Origin of the sequence: Lederbergia wuyishanensis (assembly GCF_022900255.1) — a bacterium.
GTDB classification, from domain to species: Bacteria; Bacillota; Bacilli; order Bacillales; family Bacillaceae_C; genus Lederbergia; species Lederbergia wuyishanensis.
In genome coordinates this window covers 739,512-762,923 of the sequence record NZ_JALIRM010000001.1, presented here as the reverse complement: position 1 = coordinate 762,923, position 23,412 = coordinate 739,512, and the positions used below count along the sequence as shown (strand labels likewise).

General features: G+C 34.4%; 20 protein-coding genes. 15 read left to right on the top strand and 5 right to left on the bottom strand.

Going from position 1 to position 23,412, the window contains the following annotated elements; all coding sequences use genetic code 11:
* Window positions 1-50: 50 nt before the first annotated feature.
* Window positions 51-941 carry a YitT family protein gene (locus tag MT489_RS03725; RefSeq protein ID WP_244680151.1) on the bottom strand — a complete coding sequence of 297 codons (891 nt, stop codon included), beginning with the start codon at window positions 939-941 and terminating at the stop codon, window positions 51-53.
* Between the two features lie 233 nt (window positions 942-1,174).
* Between MT489_RS03725 and trhO the strand changes: the two genes are divergently transcribed.
* The gene (gene trhO / locus MT489_RS03720; protein ID WP_244680150.1) at window positions 1,175-2,140 is read left to right on the top strand and encodes an oxygen-dependent tRNA uridine(34) hydroxylase TrhO; all 966 of its coding nucleotides are present in this window, start codon (window positions 1,175-1,177) and stop codon (window positions 2,138-2,140) included.
* Window positions 2,141-2,197: 57 nt separating this feature from the next.
* On the opposite strand, the gene pepF is transcribed toward trhO, so the two are convergent.
* Window positions 2,198-4,009 (bottom strand): oligoendopeptidase F, encoded by a 1,812-nt coding sequence (pepF, locus tag MT489_RS03715; RefSeq protein WP_244680149.1) that lies wholly within the window; start codon window positions 4,007-4,009, stop codon window positions 2,198-2,200.
* 162 nt (window positions 4,010-4,171) lie between these two features.
* Between pepF and MT489_RS03710 the strand changes: the two genes are divergently transcribed.
* From MT489_RS03710 to MT489_RS03695, 4 genes are all read left to right on the top strand, one after another.
* Window positions 4,172-5,242, top strand: coding sequence for an AI-2E family transporter (locus tag MT489_RS03710; protein ID WP_244680148.1), 1,071 nt, complete (start codon window positions 4,172-4,174; stop codon window positions 5,240-5,242).
* 250 nt (window positions 5,243-5,492) lie between these two features.
* Window positions 5,493-5,696, top strand: a complete 204-nt coding sequence (locus tag MT489_RS03705; protein ID WP_244680147.1) for a DUF1657 domain-containing protein — start codon at window positions 5,493-5,495, stop codon at window positions 5,694-5,696.
* A 294-nt stretch (window positions 5,697-5,990) separates the two neighbouring features.
* Complete coding sequence (locus tag MT489_RS03700) at window positions 5,991-6,197, top strand: DUF1657 domain-containing protein (RefSeq protein WP_244680146.1); 207 nt, start codon at window positions 5,991-5,993, stop codon at window positions 6,195-6,197.
* Window positions 6,198-6,208: 11 nt separating this feature from the next.
* Entirely contained in the window at window positions 6,209-7,081 is an 873-nt protein-coding gene (locus tag MT489_RS03695; RefSeq protein WP_244680625.1) for a DUF421 domain-containing protein, read from the top strand.
* Window positions 7,082-7,127: 46 nt separating this feature from the next.
* Here the strand turns inward: MT489_RS03695 and MT489_RS03690 are convergent, their stop codons facing one another.
* Window positions 7,128-8,747 carry an ABC-F family ATP-binding cassette domain-containing protein gene (locus MT489_RS03690; protein ID WP_244680145.1) on the bottom strand — a complete coding sequence of 540 codons (1,620 nt, stop codon included), beginning with the start codon at window positions 8,745-8,747 and terminating at the stop codon, window positions 7,128-7,130.
* A 184-nt stretch (window positions 8,748-8,931) separates the two neighbouring features.
* Here MT489_RS03690 and MT489_RS03685 point away from each other — a divergent pair, with 184 nt between their 5' ends.
* The 6 genes from MT489_RS03685 to MT489_RS03660 all read left to right on the top strand — a co-directional run bounded on the left by MT489_RS03685 (window position 8,932) and on the right by MT489_RS03660 (window position 15,833).
* Window positions 8,932-9,114 (top strand): cold-shock protein, encoded by a 183-nt coding sequence (locus MT489_RS03685; RefSeq protein ID WP_244680144.1) that lies wholly within the window; start codon window positions 8,932-8,934, stop codon window positions 9,112-9,114.
* Window positions 9,115-9,264: 150 nt separating this feature from the next.
* Window positions 9,265-10,479 (top strand): CapA family protein, encoded by a 1,215-nt coding sequence (locus tag MT489_RS03680; protein ID WP_244680143.1) that lies wholly within the window; start codon window positions 9,265-9,267, stop codon window positions 10,477-10,479.
* Window positions 10,480-10,589: 110 nt separating this feature from the next.
* Complete coding sequence (locus tag MT489_RS03675; RefSeq protein WP_370876368.1) at window positions 10,590-12,146, top strand: FAD-dependent oxidoreductase; 1,557 nt, start codon at window positions 10,590-10,592, stop codon at window positions 12,144-12,146.
* 246 nt (window positions 12,147-12,392) lie between these two features.
* The gene (locus MT489_RS03670; protein WP_244680141.1) at window positions 12,393-13,163 is read left to right on the top strand and encodes an SDR family NAD(P)-dependent oxidoreductase; all 771 of its coding nucleotides are present in this window, start codon (window positions 12,393-12,395) and stop codon (window positions 13,161-13,163) included.
* Window positions 13,164-13,266: 103 nt separating this feature from the next.
* On the top strand, window positions 13,267-14,097 hold the full coding sequence (locus MT489_RS03665; protein WP_244680140.1) for a sugar phosphate isomerase/epimerase family protein: 831 nt from the start codon (window positions 13,267-13,269) through the stop codon (window positions 14,095-14,097).
* A gap of 572 nt (window positions 14,098-14,669) precedes the next feature.
* Window positions 14,670-15,833, top strand: a complete 1,164-nt coding sequence (locus MT489_RS03660; RefSeq protein ID WP_244680139.1) for a DUF2264 domain-containing protein — start codon at window positions 14,670-14,672, stop codon at window positions 15,831-15,833.
* 33 nt (window positions 15,834-15,866) lie between these two features.
* Here the strand turns inward: MT489_RS03660 and msrA are convergent, their stop codons facing one another.
* The gene (gene msrA, locus MT489_RS03655) at window positions 15,867-16,391 is read right to left on the bottom strand and encodes a peptide-methionine (S)-S-oxide reductase MsrA (protein ID WP_244680138.1); all 525 of its coding nucleotides are present in this window, start codon (window positions 16,389-16,391) and stop codon (window positions 15,867-15,869) included.
* 157 nt (window positions 16,392-16,548) lie between these two features.
* Here msrA and MT489_RS03650 point away from each other — a divergent pair, with 157 nt between their 5' ends.
* From MT489_RS03650 to MT489_RS03640, 3 genes are all read left to right on the top strand, one after another.
* The gene (locus MT489_RS03650) at window positions 16,549-17,025 is read left to right on the top strand and encodes a hypothetical protein (protein ID WP_244680137.1); all 477 of its coding nucleotides are present in this window, start codon (window positions 16,549-16,551) and stop codon (window positions 17,023-17,025) included.
* Between the two features lie 385 nt (window positions 17,026-17,410).
* Window positions 17,411-19,141, top strand: coding sequence for an ABC transporter ATP-binding protein (locus MT489_RS03645; RefSeq protein ID WP_244680136.1), 1,731 nt, complete (start codon window positions 17,411-17,413; stop codon window positions 19,139-19,141).
* Window positions 19,131-20,900 carry an ABC transporter ATP-binding protein gene (locus MT489_RS03640; protein WP_244680135.1) on the top strand — a complete coding sequence of 590 codons (1,770 nt, stop codon included), beginning with the start codon at window positions 19,131-19,133 and terminating at the stop codon, window positions 20,898-20,900. Before MT489_RS03645 ends, MT489_RS03640 begins: the two co-directional genes overlap by 11 nt.
* 180 nt (window positions 20,901-21,080) lie before the next feature.
* On the opposite strand, the gene MT489_RS03635 is transcribed toward MT489_RS03640, so the two are convergent.
* Window positions 21,081-22,784: a transglutaminase domain-containing protein gene (locus MT489_RS03635; RefSeq protein ID WP_244680134.1), complete on the bottom strand. Its 1,704-nt coding sequence runs from the start codon at window positions 22,782-22,784 to the stop codon at window positions 21,081-21,083.
* Between the two features lie 163 nt (window positions 22,785-22,947).
* Between MT489_RS03635 and MT489_RS03630 the strand changes: the two genes are divergently transcribed.
* Entirely contained in the window at window positions 22,948-23,331 is a 384-nt protein-coding gene (locus tag MT489_RS03630; RefSeq protein WP_244680133.1) for a glyoxalase superfamily protein, read from the top strand.
* The last annotated feature ends 81 nt before the right edge of the window (window positions 23,332-23,412 follow it).

Genomic DNA, 23,412 nt, shown 5'->3' with positions numbered 1-23,412 from the left:
CGTTTGTTTCAGAACATTTGTTAGTCGCCGATTGGATGGTACCTTGTTTATTAATGTATATGTTTTTTCTTAAATCTACCACCGCGCACTTCAGATATATTAGCTATCGCAAGGAAGGCGCTGTTATCAAGTTCTTCAATTATCGATTTTAATTTTGCTTCTTCAAGTCGAGTTAGAACACAAAAAATTACTTTTTTATCATCACCTGTATAAGCACCTTCACCTTTTAAATACGTTACACCTCGGCCAAGTCTCGCTAAGATGGCATCACCAATTTCTTCAGCTTTATCCGTAATAATCCAAGCCGATTTCGATTCATCCAATCCTTCTACAACAATGTCTATAACTTTAAATGCTATAAAATAAGTAATAATAGAGTACATTGCTCGCTCCCAGCTAAAAACAAACCCTGCAGTTGCAAAAATAAAAAAATTAAAAAACATAATGATTTCGCCAACTGAGAATGGGAGTTTATTATTGAGCAAGATAGACAGAACCTCAGTGCCATCTAATGATCCTCCATAACGAATAACCATTCCTACACCAGTGCCAAGAATAATTCCACCAAAAACCGTATCTAATAACAGATCATCTGTTACAACTATCATATTATGAAGAATGATAGAGGTAATAGATAAAATAAAAATTCCATATAAGGTTGTTAAAGCGAACGTTTTCCCGATTTGTTTATATCCTATATAAATAAATGGAAGATTAAGAGTAAAGATAATAATTCCAAGACGCCAACCTGTAAAATGGGCAATTATGATGGATATACCGGTAATGCCACCATCTAAAATATGGTTAGGAACGAGGAATAGTTCGAGAGCAACCGCCATTAATGCAGCGCCAATTGTTACAAGGAGCATGCGGAATAGAAGTATTTTCCTAGGTAATCTTTTATGCGTAATTTTATTTACAAATTGTTCTGCATCGCTCATATCCTCATCCTTTCAAAAACGATCTATATTTATATTATAACTGAATTATTTTCTTTCAGAAAAATATTAAGCATTAAAAATATTGGAAGAAAGATCATTCTTGATTTTTTTAAATGTAAACTGTAAAATACTTTGAGTAAGAATAAAGTGTATATCTTCGGTAATAGTCCGAAACTATATCCTCCTAAACACGTTTATATCTTGCAAATATAAGTTGATAGGTGGTATTTGTCATGTCAGAAAATCAAAAGTATAGGGTATTATTGTATTATCAATATGTCCATATCGAAGATCCAGAGGAATTTGCTAAAAACCATTTAGCATTTTGTAAGGAGCTTGGTTTAAAAGGACGTATTTTAGTTGCAAATGAAGGAATTAATGGAACTGTTTCTGGAACTTGGGATCAAACAGAAATGTATATGAATGAAATGAAAAATGATCCACGCTTTGAAACAATGGTATTTAAAATTGATGAAGCAGATCAACATGCTTTTAAGAAAATGCATGTTCGCCCTCGTTCAGAGTTAGTAACTCTTCGGTTAGAAGATGATATTGATCCTCATCAAACTACTGGTAAATATTTGAGTCCGAAAGAATTTTATGAAGCAATGCAGGATGAAAACACGGTCATACTAGATGCCAGGAATGATTATGAGTTTGATCTAGGTCATTTTCGTGGTGCTATTCGCCCGGACATCGAAACTTTTCGGGATTTGCCAAATTGGGTGAGAGAGAATAAGCACCAATTTGAAGGTAAAAAGATTCTAACGTATTGCACAGGCGGTATTCGTTGTGAAAAATTTTCAGGCTGGCTTCTTAAAGAAGGTTTCGAAGATGTTTCACAATTACATGGTGGAATCGTCACATACGGAAAAGATCCAGAAGTGCAAGGGGAGCTTTGGGACGGTCAATGTTATGTTTTTGATCAAAGAATTGCTGTTCCGATTAATCAAAAAGAACATGTCGTTGTTGGACGTGAATATTTTGATGGCACTCCATGTGAACGATATGTAAATTGCGCAAATCCAGAATGTAATAGACAATTCCTCTGCTCAGAAGAAAATGAGCATAAATATATGAGAAGCTGTACTGATGAGTGTCGCGTTCATCCAAGAAACATGTATATAAAAGAACATGGTCTAACAGAAGAAGAAGTGAAAGAAAGATTAAGTCATATTGAAGAAATTGCTGTAAAATAATTTATTATAAAGATATATTAATAAACCCGATATCATTAAAGATATCGGGTTAAAATTTTAATTATAGCTTTTTTCTAGTTCATCAATCAATGATCCAACATATGCCACAGCTTTTCTAATAGCATCAGGCTTAGACATATCAACACCAGAAATTTTAATTAAATCAAGAGGCTTTAATGTGCCGCCTGCTTTTAGTAGTTCAAGCCAACGATCAACGGCAGGTTGGCCTTCATCTTTAATCATTTGTGCCGCAGCAGTTGCAACTGTTAATCCTGCCGAATACGTATAAGGATAAAGACCCATATAATAATGCGGCTGTCTCATCCAAGTAAGGCTTGCACCTTCATCTATTTCAACAGTGTCGCCCCAGAAATCTTTTAATACATTCGCTTTTTGTTCACAAAATACGCTAGCTGTTAATGGTGTACCATTTTCTGCAAGGTCATAAACTCTTCTTTGGAACTCAGCTTCTAATAAATGTGTTACAAAATTATGATAATACGTACCAAGTAATTGTAAAATTACCCAGCGTTTCATTCTCGGATCTTCCGCTTTAGATAATATGTGCTCACCAAGGATCAATTCATTAATAGTAGAAGGGGCCTCAATACAATACATAGAAGGACGTGTATTAACTAAGTCCTGATTGCGTCCCGCCATATAAAAATGACCAGCATGACCAAGTTCGTGAGCCAGGATAAATGCACCTCTCATTGTATCCGTCCATGTAATCAATATATATGGATGAACACCATATGGACTAGAGCAGAATGCGCCTGTAGATTTACCTACATTATCTGCTAAGTCTACCCATCTTTCTGTTAACGCCTTTTTCATAGCTTCATTATATTCATCACCCATTATCGATAAAGCTGATAAAATCGTTTCTGAAGCTTCTTCATATGTAGTGGTAGGATTGAACTCTGGATCAAGTGGAGCTTTTAGATCGCAAAATCTCATCGTATCAAGGCCTAATACCTCTTTTTTCAACTTAGCAAATTTGCGCATATGTGGTGCAAGTTCCTTCTGTATAATATCTAATTGATTATGATACATATCTAAAGAAACTTGTTGTGGCGCAAGTAGCATATGTGTAACGGATTCATAGTTACGTAAACGCGCCAATGCCACTTGTTTTTTTACTTCTGTTGCATAATTGGCACCGAATGTATTTTTATACTGTTTTAAAGTATTCACGAAGGAATCATATGCTTTTCTTCTTAAATTTGTATCAGGAACAAGTTCATATCGATCCTCAAATAAAGCGAAAGACATTGGAAGAACATTCCCATTATCATCCTGAATGGAATCAAATTGCATGTCGGAAGATTTACTGAACTGATACACCGTATATGGAGCATCTAGTACTTCTCCTAGAGATGCCAAGGCTTTCTCTGTGTCAGGTGATAATTTATATGGTTTTGTTTCTAGAATATCTAACAAATATTTAGAGAATTTCTGTAAATCATTATTTTCCTTTAAATATGTATCTACTGTACCGTCAGGCAAGTCTAATATTTCAGAACTAATAAAAGATAAATCAGCATTTACTTTTGCTAGCATAGCAGCTACTTTGGAAGAATTTCCTTGGTTAACAGGGTCTGTTCCGTCTGCCGATTGACGTAAGCTAGCATAAGTTGAGACACGAATAACTCTTTTTTGTAAAGCTTCTAATTCGTTTAAGCAATTAAGTAATTTTTGGGAGTCTTGTCCTAATTGCCCTTTAAATGATACGATGCCTGAAAGACTTTCCTGAACAGCTTTTAATTCCTTTTCCCAATCTTCATCTGTCTGAAAAAGATCTCGTAGATCCCAAGTAAGTTTATCTGGTACTTCTGATCGTAATAATCGTTTTTCAGTAGCTTCCATTTTTAATCCCCCTTAAATAAATTATTTCGATACACTAACATTTAAATTATATCGGACCTTTTTAATATATGCCACGATAAAAATAGAAACTGTTGGAATTCATAGAAAAAATGCGATAATATTGAGAAAAAGCCATGGAAAAAGAGAGAAACGAGGAGAGTTATGCTTAAGGAAAAATGGTTTAAACTAGGAATTGCCATCATCATGATTTTTTTAATCATTTTGCTTGGAACAAAAATAAGATTTATATTCACACCACTTGTTATTATCGTAAAAACATTATTTCCACCAATTTTATTAGCGGGAGTCTTATATTATATACTGCGGCCAGCGGTAAACTTCCTTTCACGAAAAATTCCCCGAACATTATCAATTGTTATTATGTTTATTGCAATAGCAGGACTTGCAACAGGAGCGGTATTATTAATTGGTCCTGAACTACAAAAACAATTTAATTTATTAATCGAAAATATACCGGCATATGCTCAAAATATACAAATTTGGGCTACATCTCTTACAGAAAAGAATTGGTTTGTTCAATTCCAACAAAGTAATTATTTTTCAGTAGAGAAATTTACAGACCAATTTGAGCAAAATGCAAGTATGATATTACAAGGATTTGGTTCGAAAATTGCTGGTACAGTTGGATTTATTGCAAATATGGTTATGATTTTTGCACTTGTGCCTTTTGTATTATTTTTCATGTTGAAAGATGGTAAGCATGCTCCAAAATTTTTAGAAAAAATATTGCCAAAAAGACATCAAAAAGAAGCTGATGAAATATTAGAAGAAATGGATGGGGCGCTAAGTTCGTATATTCAAGGCCAGCTAATTGTAAGTCTTTGTGTTGGGACATTGGCGTTTATAGGATATTTAATCATTGGATTAGATTATGCACTAATTCTAGGTGTTCTTGCTATGTTGACGAATGTCATTCCATTCGTAGGACCTTGGATAGGTACATTGCCTGCAGTAATTGTAGGATTATTTACTTCTCCATTACAAGCCCTATTAGTTGTTATTGTTGCCGTTGTCGTACAGCAGTTTGAAAGTAATCTTGTTTCTCCTTTTGTTATGGGGAAAGCATTGAACATGCATCCTTTAACGATTATTTTTGTATTACTAGTAGCAGGTCAATTTGGTGGCCTTCTTGGTTTAATACTTGCTGTACCTGCTTATGCCTTATTAAAAGTGATCGTAAGCCACATTTATCGCTACATCCGTCTTGAATAGAAAAAAGTAAAATTATACCTTAATTTGTATTGTTTTTAACTTGTGCTATACATGTTAATTTAAATTAATAACATTCATCAGTAATATATGGAAGCAAGTGTTAAAAGTATCACGTTTTTTAGAACAAGTGAATTTTTTGCGATGTAAAATACCTGTCATAGTGACAGGTATTTTTTTCAATTCATATTGTCTAATCATTTTTCACAAAATAGGAACGTTCAATAGAACAAGAAACAGGGAGGGCAATCAATTGACAGTTATCAATAAGGTACAGCAAACAATTACAGGATTAAAAACAGCACAAGCCAGCTTAGAAGGTTTTGCATTGGATACTGATAATCAACAAGCAAAACAATTATATAAAATGTGTGCTCAACAAACTCAATCGATAATTGACTCTTTATCACCACGTATGCAAGAAATTATGCAAGAAGAGCCGCAGTATAACCAATAAGGAAAAGTGAAAGAGAAAAAAAATTAGTAAAGAGGCTGGGACATAACTAAAATAATCAAACATAAAGACGAACAATGATCTAACTTAGCGGAGGAAATATACGAAGACTCCTGTGGGAGGAAGGCATAGGTGAGACCCCGCATCTCGAACGAGCGGAGGCTAACCAGTCGCCCACGGAAAGCGAAGTATATTTCCGAAGCGGGGACATGCATTAATCAACTTATTGTTCGGATTTATCTTTGTCGAAAATAGTTATGTCCCGATCTCTCCTTTGAATAGTTCGGAGGAAAGTTCATGACTGTATTTTCAAATGTAAAAGCAACCCTTGCAAGTGCAAAATCAATTCAATCAGAATTCAGTCGTTTAGCTCAAATGACGAAAGATCCAAAAGCAAGTGCTATTTTTCATGACTGTATGATGGAGATAGATGATGTAATACATGACCTACAAAAAAGGGTAGAATTTATGAAAGCCGAAGAATTGCAATATAGGAATTCGTAAGGGGGATAACAATTATGGATGTCCCAAGTTGGCTTGAAATTACTGTAAGATCAACGATACTCGTATTGGTCTTATTTTTACTCACGAAGTTTCTCGGAAAAAAACAACTTTCCCATTTATCATTTTTTGAATATGTCGCGGGTATTACAATTGGTAGTATCGCTGCAGAGATTTCAACTGGCCTTGAAAGTAATTTTATGAATGGTATTTACAGCTTACTCGTTTGGACAGCCATTCCTTTTATTGCAGGATTGATTGGAATGAAAAGTAAAAAAGCTCGCAACTTTATTGAAGGATCTTCAACTGTTGTAATTAAAGACGGAAAAATTCAAGAAGACAATTTACAAAAAGAGCAGTATTCAGTTGATGAACTAATGCAATTACTTAGAAAGAAAAACGCATTTCAAGTTGCTGATGTAGAGTTTGCAGTGTTGGAAGCAAATGGAGATTTAAGTGTATTACTTAAAAAGGAAAAACAACCAATTACACCATCTGATATACAGCTTGAGGTTGCACCTGAAAAAGTACCTCAAACTGTTATTTTAGAGGGAGAAATCATGGATGCTGCATTAGCCGCTAGTGGATTGACTAGAGCATGGTTAGAATTAGAATTAGCAAAATTAAATGTTGCAATAGATAATGTATATGTAGGTCAAGTTGATTCTTTTGGGCAGCTTACTGTTGATATTTACGATGATAAAATTCAAATTCCAGAACCTAAACCTAGACAGAGCCTATTGAGTGCATTAAAAAAGTGTCAGGCAGATTTAGAATCTTATTCGTTGCAAACTGATTCAGATGAAGCAAAACAAATGTACAAAAAGAATGCCCATAAAATGGAACAAATAATAAAGAAAACAGAACATTTATTGATTAAAGGGTAAACAAATACCCGGAATGTTAATTGTCATCCGGGTACTTGTTGCTTTATTATGCATACATTTCTTCGGTTTGCTTTTGAAGCTGCTCATTTTCAAGATATTCATCATAAGTCATTTCCTTATCGATGATACCTTTAGGAGTAAGATCGATAATCCGATTAGCAGTCGTTTGAATAAATTGATGATCATGCGATGCAAAAATAATGGATCCTTTAAAATTAATTAATCCGTTATTAAGTGCCGTAATTGATTCAAGATCTAAATGGTTTGTAGGCTCGTCTAAAAGAAGAACATTAGCTCCACTTAACATCATCTTTGATAACATACATCTTACTTTCTCTCCACCTGAAAGAACAGATGCTTTTTTCAAAACTTCATCTCCTGAAAATAGCATTCTTCCTAAGAAACCACGTAAGAAACTTTCGCTATCATCTTGAGGTGAAAATTGCCTTAACCAATCTACTAGGTTCAGTTCAGATCCCTCAAAGTATTCTGTATTATCTTTAGGAAAATATGCTTGGGATGTCGTAACTCCCCATTTATATGTTCCGGAGTCCGGCTCCATCTCACCAGCCAAAATTTTAAATAAAGTTGTTTTGGCAATTTCATTTCTACCCACTAAGGCAATTTTATCATTTTTATTCATAATAAAACTAACATTGTCTAAAACTTTTATTCCATCAATTGTTTTAGAAAGTCCTTCTACTCTTAATAAGTCATTTCCGATTTCACGATTCGGGCTAAAACCGACAAATGGGTAACGACGTGAAGAAGGCTGGATATCATCAAGAGTAATTTTATCGAGTAATTTCTTTCTCGATGTCGCTTGTTTCGATTTTGATGCGTTAGCACTAAACCTAGCAATGAAGGCTTGTAATTCTTTAATTTTTTCTTCTTTTTTCTTATTAGAATCTTGCGCCATTCTTTGTGCTAGCTGGCTAGACTCATACCAGAAATCATAGTTCCCGACGTAAATTTGAATTTTTCCAAAATCAAGATCAGCTATATGTGTACATACCTTATTTAGAAAGTGCCGATCGTGGGAAATCACTATGACTGTATTTTCAAAGTTGATTAAGAACTCCTCTAACCATTGAATAGCTTTAATATCAAGATGGTTCGTAGGCTCATCAAGAAGTAAAATATCTGGTTTTCCAAACAGAGCCTGTGCCAAAAGCACTTTTACTTTTTCAGTTCCAGAAAGTTCCGCCATTTTCTTTGTGTGAAGACTTTCCTTAATACCAAGGCCTTTTAGTAAGATTGCGGCTTCGGATTCTGCTTCCCAGCCGTTTAATTCAGCGAATTCACCTTCAAGTTCAGCTGCTTTCATTCCATCTTCTTCAGAAAAATCAGCTTTCATGTAAATAGCATCTTTCTCCTGCATTATTTCATAAAGACGAGAATGTCCCATAATGACAACTTTAATCACTTCCTCATCCTCATATTGAAAGTGATCTTGTTTTAAGACAGCTAGACGTTCACCAGGTGTAATTGAAACTGAGCCTGTTTGCGGTTCAATTTCACCAGATAATATTTTAACGAATGTTGATTTGCCTGCCCCGTTCGCACCAATTAAACCATAGCAGTTTCCAGGTGTGAATTTTAAATTTATATCATCAAATAATTTCCGGTCGCCGTATCGTAGACCAACGTTAGTAACAGTAATCAAGGTATATCCATTCCTCCAATTAAACCATATTCCAAAATATTATAGCATGTTCTACTTAAGTATTCATAGTAGGTATAGATACCTCATATTTTAAAGAGGGATTTCCACAATATTTCCAATGTGATTTGGTTAAAACAGAAAATTAGCGTATAATAGAATTATTAATAAGAAGGGGGATCTTGCCATGGCTTATAGAAGGGGACCTCAGGAGCCTATTCCAGAAGAGGAAACGATTGTTTGGTCATGCACGAATGCTGATTGTTCATGTTGGATGAGGGATGCCTTTTCTTCAGATGAAAAAACAGTTTGTCCTATCTGTAAATCAGAGATGGAAAAGGAAACAAGAATATTGCCGGTAATAAGTTAAGATTTTTGAAAAGACTGCCTTTTTGACAGTCTTTTTTTAATTTTACAATAACTCAGATGATGTTTGGATAATTTTGTAAGATATATTTTGAAAATGTGCTATTTCGCTCTAGAAAATTATGATACTATAATTTTCTAGGGGGAGAAAAAATTGGATAGAAAAACAAAATTTAGAAGGATGAGACGTCAAAAGAGAAATAACCAAATCTTTATTGGATTACTTACTTTACTAGTATTTTGTTTTGTTATTTTACTAGTTCAGTGGAATGATTATCAAGCGTTGCCTTTGAAAGACAATATAAAAAAACAATCACTCCCGACACTTGCAGAAAATACTAAAAAGAATACACATATTCCTAAAAAAGCAAAGGAACAAGAAGTGGAAAACAAAAATTCTGCTCCAAAACCAGAAGCTCGAAAGATAGATCCAGAAATTAAAATTGTTTTTGCAGGCGATACAATGTTTGATTGGGATCTACGGCCAATACTAGAAGTAAATGGATATGATTATCCATTTGTTTATATTAAAGATAAAGTTCAAAAAGCAGATTATGCTTTTGTAAATGCTGAAACAGTATTTACAAATAAAACAGATAAAGATCCATCACAATTGTTTTGGATAAAGTCAGATCCAAGAGGCCTTCAAGCTCTAAAAAATACAGGTTTTGATATACTCAACCTTGGAAACAATCATACATTGGATTATTTAAGACCCGGGCTTAATGATACATTACAATTTGTAGAACAATTTGGTTTTGATTATATCGGAGCCGGACGAAATGAAGAAGAAGCATATGCTTCTAAAGAAATTGTGATTAAAGGGAAAAAGTTTCGATTTTTCTCGTTTGTTCGTTTTCTTCCTGATGTTAATTGGATTGCCAATAAAGATCGATCCGGTATTCCGACCGGTTATGATTTGGAACTTGTTAAGAAAACGATTTTGGAACAAAAAGGGGACGCAGACTATACCGTTGTCTATTTTCATTGGGGAAAAGAGAAGCATAACATTCCTGACGATTACCAGTATGAATACGTCAAGGAACTTCAAAAAATTGGCGTTGACTTAATCGTTGGTTCTCATCCACACTGGCTTCAAGGTTTTCAATACTATAATGGCATGCCAGTTGCGTATTCCCTCGGTAATTTTTTATTTCCTCCTTACGTTAAAAATGAATCAGCTCAAACAGGCTTATTAAACGTAACGTTTAAAGGTGATCAAATATCGATGAACTTTGATCCATATATCCTTTCAAAAGGACAAATAATACCTGTTGAAGATGCCCATAGAGATCAATTTTTTCGTTATTTGCAATCTATATCTTTTGATGTAGAAATTACGAGCACTGGCGATATCATTTCAAAATAATGTTAGATTAACCGGATAAAATCCGGTTTTTTTCTTTTTCGTACATGATTTTTAATGAAATGGGGGATATCAAGTAATAGAGAATAAAAAGGGAGGACCGTCACGTGAATATACAAAATAATGGAGAGGGAAAACTTCCTGATCAACTATCGTCTTATTGGCTAAAGTCAACAAACCTTCCATCGTTTCCCCAGATTAAGCAAGATTTAAATGTGGATGTTGCTATTATAGGTGGAGGAATTACAGGAATCACAACTGCATATTTACTAGTAAAAGAAGGCTATCAGGTAACTGTAATAGAAGCCAGCACTATTTTAAATGGTACTACAGGGCATACAACAGCCAAAGTAACAGCTCAACATGGATTAATTTATGATGAATTGATACAGCATTTTGGTGAAGAAAAGGCACGTCTTTATTATGAAGCCAATAAAGAAGCCGCAGAACAAATCGCTGAGATAATTAAATTGCACGGAATTGATTGCGATTATAAAACTGAAGACGCTTATGTTTATACGAATTCGAATGATTATGTACAAAATCTAAAAAAGGAATATGAAGCTTATAAAAGACTAGGAATCAAAGGTGATTTTGTTGATAGTATCCCGTTAGACTTAGGGAACATTAAAGGCGCAGTTGTTATGAAAAATCAGGCACAGTTCCATCCACTCCAATATTTATCTGAGTTGGTGGATTTTATTAAAGACAGTGGCGGTGAAATTTACGAACAATCTGTAGCTACCCATATGGATATAGAAGATAAACCAATAGTTCATTTAAAAAACGGTGCAAAAATCACGGCACAACACGTTATATCAGCTACGCATTTCCCTTTTCATGATAATCGAGGGTATTTTGCCCGCCTACATCCTGAAAGATCTTACGTTGTTGCTGCCAAACCAGAAAAATCTTTCTCAGGTGGCATGTATATAAATGCAGAAAAACCTACACGGTCAATTCGATCGGTGAAGGTAGAAGGTGAAGAAATATTATTATTTAGTGGAGACGGTCATAAAACTGGACAAGGCGAACCTGAAAAGGAGCATTACGAATCATTAGAGAAATTTGCAAAAGAAGAATTTGGAGCTAAAGAAATACTGTACAGATGGTCCGCCCAAGATCTTGTGACTGAAGACAAGCTTCCATTTATAGGATGTAATAATGCAGATGATAAACGAGTACTCGTTGCAACGGGCTATAGAAAATGGGGAATGACAACGAGTATGGTGGCTGCTCAACTTATGAAGGATATATTAATTGGAAAAGAAAATCGTTACGAAGAAATATTTTCACCTTCACGATTCACAGCAGATCCTGGCATAAAAACAATCGTAAAGCAAAATATGAATGTAGCAGCTAATTTAATTAGTGGAAAATTTGAGCGTCCTGATAAAGAGATGAAAGATATTAAAGAAGGGGAAGGGGCAGTTGTATCTATTAAAGGAGGTCGTGCTGGCGCATATAAGACAATGGATGGGCAACTGTATGTAGTAGATACTACGTGCACCCATATGGGATGCGAAGTTAATTGGAATAGTGCAGACCAAACGTGGGATTGTCCTTGTCACGGTTCTAGATTCTCTATAGAAGGGGATGTTATTGAAGGCCCAGCCGAAAGACCACTTAAGAAAATAGATCCAAATAGTATTGATTATACAACCTCTTAATTGTGAAAGCTGTCCTGTTAATCAGTGAAAACTGATTGATAAGGCCAGTTTTTTCTTACTCAAAAAATATTTTGTAAAAGTAAACGTTAACGAATGTATTCTTAAGACGAGCTTAGTTTCAAACATATGGTAAGAAAGTAGTGATCTTCTGAAAACTATAATGTAAAAACAGGAAACAACACTTCCAATGTCGTACTAATAATTTTATAGGCATTACTAATAAGATTAGTTAAGGAAGTGTTGAAAATGACTGGGCGTCTTCAAGGAAAAGTTGTCGTTATTACTGGTGCAACGAAAGGAATAGGCAAAGGGATTGCTTATATTTGTGCTAGTGAAGGAGCAAATATCATAGTAAACGGAAGAAATAGAGAAGCTGGTATGAAGGTAGCAAAAGATATTCAGCAAAAGTACGGCACAGAGGCAATTTTTATCCAAAAAGATATTTCATCTGAATCAGGATGTCGTGAATTAATCGAAGAATCAATATCTCAGTTTGGTAAAATTGATGGATTAGTCAATAATGCGGGTATTTTTCCAAGAGGAACTATTTTGGAAACTACGGAGGAGCTATTTGATACGATTTTTGATGTAAATATGAAAGGTCCATTTTTTTGTTCAAAATATGCAATAAAAGAAATGTTAAAAAATGGTGGCGGATCTATCGTCCAAATTGGATCCACTAACGCTTATAGTGGTATGGAAAATTTAGTAGCTTATTCTTGTTCTAAAGGTGCAATGCGCACGTTAAATAAAAGCATTGCCTCACATTATGCTAAACATAAAATAAGATCTAATTGGATTACTGTCGGTTGGGTAGCATCAGAAGGGGAAATAGAGCTTCATGAAAGTATGGGAACAAGTGAAGAGGAACTTAAAAATTGGGCTGAAAGTGTTATCCCTACAGGTGAAATGCAAACAGAAGAGGATATGGCTTATGGAGTAGTTTATTTGTTATCTGATGAATCAAAGCAAGTGACAGGAACGGAACTCCATATTAATGGAGGATTGAGTTTATAATATTTTTGTATCCATTTCTACAAAAGTACTTTGTTAAAGGTGTAATGATAGGAGGAAAAAAAGGATAAATGTTGAAAGTATGTTATAAAAGGAGATGATTACTTTGAAACTGGCATTTACCACTTTAGGATGTCCAAATTGGGATATGGAAACTATTATCTCACAGGCAGTAGAGTGTGGATATGATGGAGTTGATTTTAGAGGGTTTTTAGGACAAATGGAAATATATAAACTACCTGAGTTTTCATCGGAGATAGAAACAACGAAAAAAAGATTTAAAGAAGCAGCTTTAGAAATTCCTTGTTTTTCTAGCTCTGTCCGCTTATTTACAACTTCAGAGGAAGAACTTAATAAATTTTTAGGAGAATTAAAAGAATACGGTAAACTTTGTAACGAATTTAATACTCCATATATACGAGTTTTTGGTGGATCCATTGGTAATATATCTCGAGAAGAGGCTTTTAACATTGTCGAAAGTAATTTGAGAGACATGCTTAAAATTGCTGAGGAATACGATATAACATTATTACTTGAAACACATGATGATTGGACAAGATGTGAATATGTACATGAAATATTAAAAAGAGCTGAATCAAAACACATTCAAGTACTATGGGATATTCATCATCCATATCGAACAGTTGGTGAAAGCCCGCAATTAACTTGGGATACCTTGGGAGAAAACATTAAATACACACACTGGAAAGATTCATATATTAAAAAAGATACAGTACGTGGCTATCAATTATGTCTACTTGGTAATGGAGACATACCTTTGGGGAAAATCTATCATATTTTAAAAGAAAATGGATATACCGGCTATTTTACCTTAGAATGGGAAAAACTTTGGTGTCCAGAAATTGAAGAACCGGAAGAGGCATTTAGTCAGTACGCGAGATTTATGAAAGAGTTAGAGGAGGAGTTTGCTTATTAATAGACTTTAAATATGGCAATTTTCTATTGTTGTCTTATAAATTTATCATGAGAATGGAATAGAAAATAATAAGTCAGCTTTAAAATAAGTAAATACTTGATAAGCACCTTTTTAGATAAATCTGCATGCTGTTATTACATTAATGAAAGAGCGATATCCAGAGTATATGTATTGATGAGGCTGGGACATAGATAAAACTCAAACCAAAAGTCGAACAATGATCTAACTTAGCGGAGGAAAAATACGAAGACTGTTATGGGAGGATAGGCATAGGTGAGAGCCCTCAACACCGAACAGGCGAGGAGGCTCACCAGCCGCCTACGAAAAGCAAAGTATATTTCCGGAACGGGTATACAATAATCAACCTATTGTTCGGATTTACCCTTTGTCGAAAATCGTTATGTCCCGGTCTCTTTAAAAAGATCAGAAAGTATAATATTTTATGAGGTCAATATTTAAGACTGTGGCTTTCTTTGTCGAGGTCAGGTGCCAACGGCTCGAGGTCAAATAACTCGTACCAATCAGAGGTAAAAAACACCTTTCTTGAATGTTGTACGAAAGGAAAGAAGAAGATGAATCAAGTAAGCCAGAGAACAAATAATGACCGTACATATTGGATTGAAACAATGTGTAGAATAGCAGATCCGGTACTCCAAGCGTTGTCTGAAAAACAATTAAAAATAAGGATGCCAATAGAAGCAAAATTATTTGATCGAGATCAATATAGTCATTTAGAAGCTTTTGGTAGATTAATTTGTGGTATAGCACCTTGGTTGGAAACAGGGCCAACTGTGGGAGAAGAAGGTAAGTTAAGGGAAAAATATGCCCAATTAGTTAGGGAATGCATTGATGCCGCAACAGATCCAAATTCACCTGATTTTATGAATTTTACCTACGGTCATCAGCCAATTGTTGATGCAGCTTTTTTGGCACATGCTATTGTTAGAGCGCCAAAAGAACTTTGGGAAAAGCTTGATGTTCGAGTTCGCGATAATTTGGTTAAGGCTTTGAAATCCACTAGAAAGCAAAAACCGTTTTTTAGCAATTGGTTATTATTTTCTGCAATGATTGAAACAGCTCTATTCTTAATGAACGAAGAAGATTGGGATCGAATGAGGATTGATTATGCATTAAAGCAGCATGATCAATGGTATAAAGGTGATGGTATGTATGGAGATGGACCTGAGTTTAGGATGGATTACTATAATAGCTTCGTCATACAGCCAATGATAGTAGATATTATTGAATTAATAGGACATAAAGAATCAGATTGGCAAGAAATGAAAGAAAGAGTCATTAATCGAGCGAAAAGGTTAGGAATCATACAGGAAAGAAGTATATCACCTGAAGGGACGTTTCCAGTATTTGGGAGATCTCTAGCTTATCGTTTTGGAGCATTCCAACATTTAGCACAGATGGCTCTACAAGGGAAATTGGATGAAAGTTTGGAGCCGGCTCAAATTCGCTGTGCTTTAACTGCAGTTATAAAAAGAATAATTGAAATGCCAGGAACCTTTAACGACGATGGGTGGCTGCAAATTGGCTTATGTGGTCATCAACCAGAATTAGGAGAAAATTATATCTCTACCGGGAGCTTATATTTATGCGCAACTGTATTTTTGCCACTGGGCCTACCTGCTGATGCAGCATTTTGGCAAGGAAATGCAGACTGGACGTCCAAACGTGCGTGGTCAGGAGAAACCATCCCCATTGACTATGCGGATAAAATAAAATAGGTGAAGAAAAAACGCTTTTCTTCACCTTTATTTTCACCAATGTTTTGTAATAAATTCATCTCTACCGGATTTTTGTCTATCTACTAAATATTCAGATTCGTTCTTCTTGTAAAAATCTTGGTGATATTCTTCTGCTCTATAAAAAGTTTTAGCTGGCAATATTTCGGTTACAATCGGCTTTTTAAATTTTCCGCTTGAAGCAAGCTTTTCTTTTGATAATTCAGCTGCCGCTTTTTGCTCGTTATCATGATAAAAAATCGCTGAACGATAGGATAAACCTCTATCATGAAACTGTCCTCCAGCATCGGTTGGATCAATCTGCTGCCAAAATATATCAAGTAATTGCTCATAAGAGAACAAATCAGGATCGAAAGTGATTTGGACAACTTCCAGATGTCCGGATTCGCCAGCTTTTACATCCTCATATGTGGGGTTTTTGAGATGACCGCCCATATAGCCAGAAATAACACTTTCAATTCCATCCCATTGGTCGAATGGTTTCACCATACACCAAAAGCAGCCTCCTGCAAATGTAGCGATATGTAATGTTTTCTTCATTTGTACAACTCCTCTTCCATTACCTTATGAATAATATCATACCATGACAATGAAAAATTGTGTTAGCGATGAAAATGTTGGCAGTAATAAAGCCTAATTTACTACAGACAATAAGATTGTCCAGTTTTGGACAATGCATATAAAAGGAGCCGTGTCTGTGAATAAAAATTCTATTTTTCCATTAAGACAAAATACAGAAAAAAAATCTAACAAAATGTGGGTACCGATTTTAACTACTGTTGGTATAAGTGCAGCCATGTATGGTCTTCGCAAATTTAAAGACGGTAAATACATGACTCCTATCCAAAATTTCATGAAAAAGTTTCAAAATACAGGTATTCAAAACGTACTTGCTGGGTCAACTGCAAATCCTCTAACGGAATTTTCACAAGAGCTTTCTACTATTATGGCTTCTGGTGGTTCAAATCAAAATAATGCAGGAAATATGACACAGCAAAATGCTACTGGAACTATGCAGCAAAACACAACAGGAACAGCTCAGCAAAATGCCACAGGAACAGCCCAACAAAATAGTATGGAAAATTCGCAACAAACTGCTAAAGGGAATTCAGCACAACAAAGCACAGCATCAAATATGAATAGTCAGCAAAATACTAATAAAAAGAAATACTAATCATGATAATAATAAAGCTGTCCCAAATTGACATTCAATCATTGGGACAGCTATTTTAATAATATTTGGTAAGTTCAAACAGATAAAAAAGTAATTGCCTTAATTTTTGATGATGGTCCTTATAATAGACCTGGAGATATCATACTTTTTCATGACGCCGGGGGATTCCGTTCTCAAACAGTAAAAGCATTAAAGAAACTTATCCCTTTTTTAAATAATGATGGCAATGAATTAGTTACTTCATATTACAGGAGTTGATGATATTGATTCTTACAATTTCAAAATATTAAAACGATTTAGATGACATTTTTATTTATGTCATTTATGATTATAATTAATTACGGGTTACTAAATGTTTTTTTGTTTTGCTTGGGGGTCATAAAAAATGGGAAAAGTACTATCTTATTTAAAGCCATATCGAGGTGCAATGATAATTGCATGGATGTTGATGTTAACGGAACTTATTGTTGAGCTTTGGCATCCAATGTTTATGGCGAAGATTATAGATGATGGGATTCTTAAAGAAGATTTAGGAGTCGTGATGAAGTGGGGAGGAGTTATGGTAGGTATGTCTTTGCTAAGTTTTTTGGCAGGCATTACGAATTCCTTTTTCTCCTCATATGCAGCTCAAGGGTTTGGATTTGATTTAAGAGCAGCATTATTTAAAAAAATTCAATCGTTTTCATTTCATAACTTGGCTCGCTTTCAATCATCATCACTCATTACACGTTTAACAAATGATATTACTCAAGTACAAAATACAGTCTTTATGAGTTTGAGAATAGCACTCCGCGCTCCATTACTGATTCTTGGTGGAGCCACCATGGCTTTATTTGTAAATGTGAAACTTGCACTTTTTTTAATATTTCCAATCCCAATATTAGTAATCTTATTAATATGGATGATGAATAAAAGCGGAAGATTATTTCGAATTGTTCAAGAAAAATTGGATAAAGTAAATAATGTTATGCAAGAAAACTTAACCGGGATGCGTTTAATAAAAGCTTTTATTAGGAAAAAGTTCGAGGAAATGCGTTTTGAAAATGCAAACGAACAATTAAGAGATCAAACAATAAAAGTATTACGTTTAGTTGAATTACTTGGACCAGTTCTATTATTTGTTATGAATGTTGGTATTCTTTTCATTCTTTGGGTAGGTGCAATTGAAGTAAATCAAAGCAAGGTAAACGTTGGAGAAGTCGTAGCTATAGTAAATTATGGTTTCCGTATTACAATGGCACTTTCTATGCTTTCCTGGATAATTATGGCATTTTCGAGGGGGAAAGCATCCTCAGAGCGAATTACTGAGGTACTGGTTACTCCTGAAGATTTCGAGAATACTACTAAAGGATTATCAAGTTCTATTGATTTTGGAAAAGTAGAATTTAATAATGTGAGTTTCAAATTTCCGGGTTCTAACACAAATGTATTATCAAATATATCATTTACTGCCAAACCTGGAGAAACGGTTGCAATTATGGGTGCAACAGGGTCTGGGAAAACTTCTTTGTTTCAACTTGTTCCAAGATTATATGATGTAACGAGTGGTTCGATTAAAATCGATGGCAGTGATATTAAAAAGATGGATCTTAATTCATTAAGAAAGCAAATTGGTTTTGTTCCTCAAGAATCCATCCTGTTTACGGGGTCCGTAAAGAATAATATTGGGTGGGGGAAAGAAGGGGCTTCGATGGAAGATATTGTGGATAGTACAAAAGATGCACAAATACACGAAACAATCCAAAGGTTGCCGGATATGTATGATACAAAAATTGGTCAAAAAGGCGTTAATTTGTCTGGTGGACAAAAACAAAGGATATCTATTGCTCGCGCCTTAATAAGAAAACCAAAACTACTTTTTTTAGATGATAGTACAAGTGCTCTTGATTTAAAGACAGAGGCAAAGCTGTTGGCGTCTTTACGCAAATATGATTGTACAACTTTTATCATTACACAAAAAATTAGTACCGCAAAAGAAGCAGATCAAATATTGTTACTTGATGATGGAAAGTTAATAGCAAGTGGTGACCATGAAAGTCTAATGAGGTCCTCAGCTTTATATCAGGATATCTACAGATCCCAGCTTTCAAAGGAGGGGTTAGCCGATGTCCAATAAAAAACAATCTTCAAAAGTTAAAAATTTAAAGTCCACAATTATAAGGATATGGAAGTATTTAGATTTTTACCGGAGTCAATTATTCCTTGTATTATTTATGGTTGTTGTTAGTTCTGGATTGGGGTTATTAGGTCCTTATTTAATTGGTAGAACAGTAGATAAGTATATTGCGACACATAGCGGAAAATCACTAATTCTAATTCTAATTGTGATTGGAGCAGTTTATTTTTGTTTCTCTTTATCAAGTTTTCTCCAAAACTATTGGATGATTGGGATTGGTCAGAAAACTGTTTTTACAATGAGAAGTCAACTTTTTAGTCAGCTTCATCGTCTTCCTATCAAGTTTTTTGATAAAAGACAACATGGGGAGCTAATGAGCCGTTTGACAAATGATATAGATAATGTAAGTCAAACTTTAAATAGCTCAGTTATTCAAATATTTTCAAGTGTATTAACGCTTGTAGGTACCGTCTCTGTCATGCTTGTTTTAAGTCCCTTATTAACTCTTATCACAATGATTATTATCCCACTCATGTTTTTTGGAATGAAATGGATTACGAATCGAACAGGGAGATTATTTAAGGAACAGCAAAAGCATCTAGGCGATCTAAATGGATTTATCCAAGAGACAATCTCTGGACAAACAATTGTCAAAACCTTTTCGCAAGAGCAAAACATGATAGATGACTTTATGGAAAAAAATGAAAGATTGCGAAAAGCCGGTTATTGGGCACAAACATATTCTGGTTTTATTCCAAAGCTGATGAACATGTTAAATAACTTAAGTTTTGCCTTAATAGCAGGGGCTGGTGGATGGCTAGCTCTGCGTGGTCATATCACAATCGGAACGATAATAGTATTTACGGAATACTCACGTCAATTTACACGTCCTTTAAATGATTTGGCTAACCAATTCAATACTTTATTTTCTGCAGTTGCAGGAGCTGAAAGAGTATTTGAAATTATTGATGAGGAAGAAGAAAAAGATGATGTAGCAAGTAGCAAATTAGGAGAAATAGTTGGTGAAGTAGAATTTAAAAATGTTTCCTTCTCTTACGGTGAAGATAGTCAAACAATTAAAAACGTGAGTTTCCATGCAACACCGGGTGAAACTATCGCGTTGGTTGGACCGACAGGGGCTGGAAAAACTACTATCATTAATTTGCTTGCACGTTTTTATGAGCCAAATGAAGGGATCATACTAATAGATGGTCATGATACTGGAAAAATAAAACGAAATAACCTTAGAAGCAAAATGGGATTTGTTTTACAAGATACTTATTTGTTCGAAGGGACAATACGTGAAAATATACGATATGGAAAATTAGATGCATCAGATAAGGAAGTTGAAAAAGCTGCAAAAATGGCAAATGCCCACTCATTTATTATGAAACTGCCAAACCAATATGATACGGTTTTGAAACAAGATGGTAGTGGGATAAGCCAAGGTCAGCGCCAACTTTTGTCAATAGCAAGAGCAATGCTTTCCGATCCTTCTCTACTTATACTTGATGAAGCAACAAGTAATATTGATACCATAACAGAAATGAAAATTCAGGAAGCTTTATATAGATTAATGAATGGACGAACAAGTGTTGTAATTGCTCACCGACTAAATACTATCCAAAACGCAGATCAAATTTTAGTGCTAGATAATGGGCAAATCATTGAAAAGGGTAACCACGAAGCACTTTTAAAAAATAGAGGTTTCTACTATGGTTTGTACAATGGTCAGTTAAAGCAAGAAGTAAGTTCGTAGTGTTTTGTTAAACACATAGTTGTTTTCAGCTAGTTATTAGGTTTAGTATGAGTGGGTGGATGTCAAAGTTACCTGCTTTTACTAAAAGCGTCGTTTGCACTGTACATCAATCAAATGACGATAATTTGTTGTAAACATGTCCTTAAAAAAGCCTGACATATAACATGTCAGGCTTTTCCATTAATATTCTGCTTTATCTCTTATATGTGTTTTATTAAATTCAGCTTCTTCTGGATCAAAGTATTTATCGGTATATTTTGCAACGAAACGATCTCCTTGTAAATATCCAGAACCCCATGTTGGATCCATTATTAGCCAGTTTCCATCTACTTTTGCCTCAATCCAAGCATGATTTTCTTTGGCCGCGCCAATCCCAGCTTCACCAGCTATAAATCTAGCTTCAATATTGCTTGCTCTCAAAAGAGCAGTTGCTAAATAAACATAATCCTGACATACTCCTTTTCTGGTCGATAACGTTTTTAATGCGTTATCATCCCATTCAAAAGCACTATTTTGATATTTCGATACATCATATGAAATATTTTTCGCTACATAATCATAAATTGCTTTCGCTTTTTGCTTGTCACTATTAAAATTTTTCGTAATCTCATTTGCTAAAGAAATGATTTGTGGTGCATCAGATTGAATGCCTCTTGAAGGTAGTAAATCTCGTTTATCTGCTTTTGCAATATTGGTCACTTTTAGGGCTGCAATAGATGAAAAACTGAAATACGATTTGTTCTCGGGATTTATTTCGGGTACATTTATTGTTACTTCGTATTCACCTGGTCCAAATCGCAGATAAATAGATTCGTCAAAACGAAACTGATGAATGGGAACAATGTCTAAAGCTTCATACTGACCTTTTTTAGTTTTAATATATAAATGTGTTAATTTTTCGGCATTCACTGCGCTTGAATCAATATACCCCTTAATTGGTAATAATAAATTGATTTCGTTCCCACCGTATTTTGGTGATTCGAGTGTAATTCCTTTTTCCTCATAACCTCGGTGATATTCAATCGGTGTTACATTTTTAGTAGATGAATTGCGAACTTTTATTGTACTACCATATTGATAGCGATTTTCCAAATCCTTGTCAGGTAAAAGAACGTGGATATTATGAATTCCTTCCCCGAAAAAAAGAGGTAGTTCAAAGGAAAAATTTCCATTCGTTACAGGAATAATATGTTGCCATGAATCCGTGTCCTTTTCAATTTGCAGCATAACGGTGCTAGTGGTTTCAGCTACATTACCAGAAATCTTAATTAGTTCACTTTCTTCAACGAAACCAGAGAGAGGTTCGTTAATATGTAATCCTGCGTCTAAACCATAAGTTGTATATGTTATATCTCGAATTTTATCTGGATTATTATTTTTAACTTCAAATAAAGCTAGTTCAGAATAATAATTTTCTTGGTCGACACTAGGAAGTAAAACTTGAACCGAATACTCTCCACTACCATTGAAAAAATGAATCTTCTGCGAAAATTTCCCTTCTTTTATAGGAGAATAATATTCAAACGTTTCATCCGTGTCCAAACTTTTAAGTTTAATCCATACATATTTACCTTTTAATAGATCATATTTTTTAACGATCCCTGAAATGGTAAATTCCTTTTCTACTTCATTTGACTCATAAATTTGCTCCGAAAAAGAGGCATCTACGACATCCGCATAGCTAGTAAGTTGTACCGTTTTCCGTTCTATGTCGCTATTTTTTTTTTCTGACAAACTAGTATATTTGTTTATTGATTCTTTCTTGTTATGAATAGATTCGACTTTTTTAGGTTCCTTTGGTATAACGATAGTTTCATTATTACATGCTGTAACCAGAAAAAATAATGAAAGAAGGATTACTATTAAAGGACGCCAATTTTTCAAAAATATTCTCCTTTCAAATAAACTTGCTTTATATATACCATAAACGTTATTGTATAAACAATTTAAATCTCTTAATTTTTTAAAAATGAGAACTATTTCACTCGCAAAATTTCTTTAACTGAACTATGATGATAAAAATAGATGTTTAGGGGGGACTATGAAAATGAATACAAATCAAATCACAATGTTACATCCAATACCAATATTAAGAATCTTTGATGAAAAAAAGGCATTAGAATTTTATGTAGACTTTTTGGAATTCAAAGTTGATTGGACACATCGATTTGAAGAAAATACACCTATTTATATGCAATTATCTTCTGGGAAATGTCTTCTTCATTTATCCGAACATTATGGTGATGCTTCACCAGGATCCTCAATTAGAATCATGGTAGACGATATAAGAAAATTACACGAAAAACTTATTTCAAAACAATATAAGTACGCTAGACCAGGGGTTGAAGAGACACCATGGAATACTCTAGAGATTAAAGTTGGCGACCCATTTTTTAATCGCATTATTTTTTACGAAAACAAGTCAGAATAAAGTTTTCAATTAAGTCACTATTGATGAAATTCTCAAACAACTTTATAATTATTCTTATTAGCTTTTTTTGTTTGTGAGGGG

Bases quoted from the DNA above. Each gene is read 5' to 3' on its own strand.
- MT489_RS03660 (WP_244680139.1), top strand. From the start codon at position 14,670: ATGAATCAAGTAAGCCAGAGAACAAATAATGACCGTACATATTGGATT.
- msrA (WP_244680138.1), bottom strand. From the start codon at position 16,391: ATGAAGAAAACATTACATATCGCTACATTTGCAGGAGGCTGCTTTTGG.
- trhO (WP_244680150.1), top strand. From the start codon at position 1,175: ATGTCAGAAAATCAAAAGTATAGGGTATTATTGTATTATCAATATGTC.
- MT489_RS03710 (WP_244680148.1), top strand. From the start codon at position 4,172: ATGCTTAAGGAAAAATGGTTTAAACTAGGAATTGCCATCATCATGATT.
- pepF (WP_244680149.1), bottom strand. From the start codon at position 4,009: ATGGAAGCTACTGAAAAACGATTATTACGATCAGAAGTACCAGATAAA.
- MT489_RS03645 (WP_244680136.1), top strand. From the start codon at position 17,411: ATGGGAAAAGTACTATCTTATTTAAAGCCATATCGAGGTGCAATGATA.
- MT489_RS03630 (WP_244680133.1), top strand. From the start codon at position 22,948: ATGAATACAAATCAAATCACAATGTTACATCCAATACCAATATTAAGA.
- MT489_RS03670 (WP_244680141.1), top strand. From the start codon at position 12,393: ATGACTGGGCGTCTTCAAGGAAAAGTTGTCGTTATTACTGGTGCAACG.
- MT489_RS03725 (WP_244680151.1), bottom strand. From the start codon at position 941: ATGAGCGATGCAGAACAATTTGTAAATAAAATTACGCATAAAAGATTA.
- MT489_RS03700 (WP_244680146.1), top strand. From the start codon at position 5,991: ATGACTGTATTTTCAAATGTAAAAGCAACCCTTGCAAGTGCAAAATCA.
- MT489_RS03685 (WP_244680144.1), top strand. From the start codon at position 8,932: ATGGCTTATAGAAGGGGACCTCAGGAGCCTATTCCAGAAGAGGAAACG.
- MT489_RS03640 (WP_244680135.1), top strand. From the start codon at position 19,131: ATGTCCAATAAAAAACAATCTTCAAAAGTTAAAAATTTAAAGTCCACA.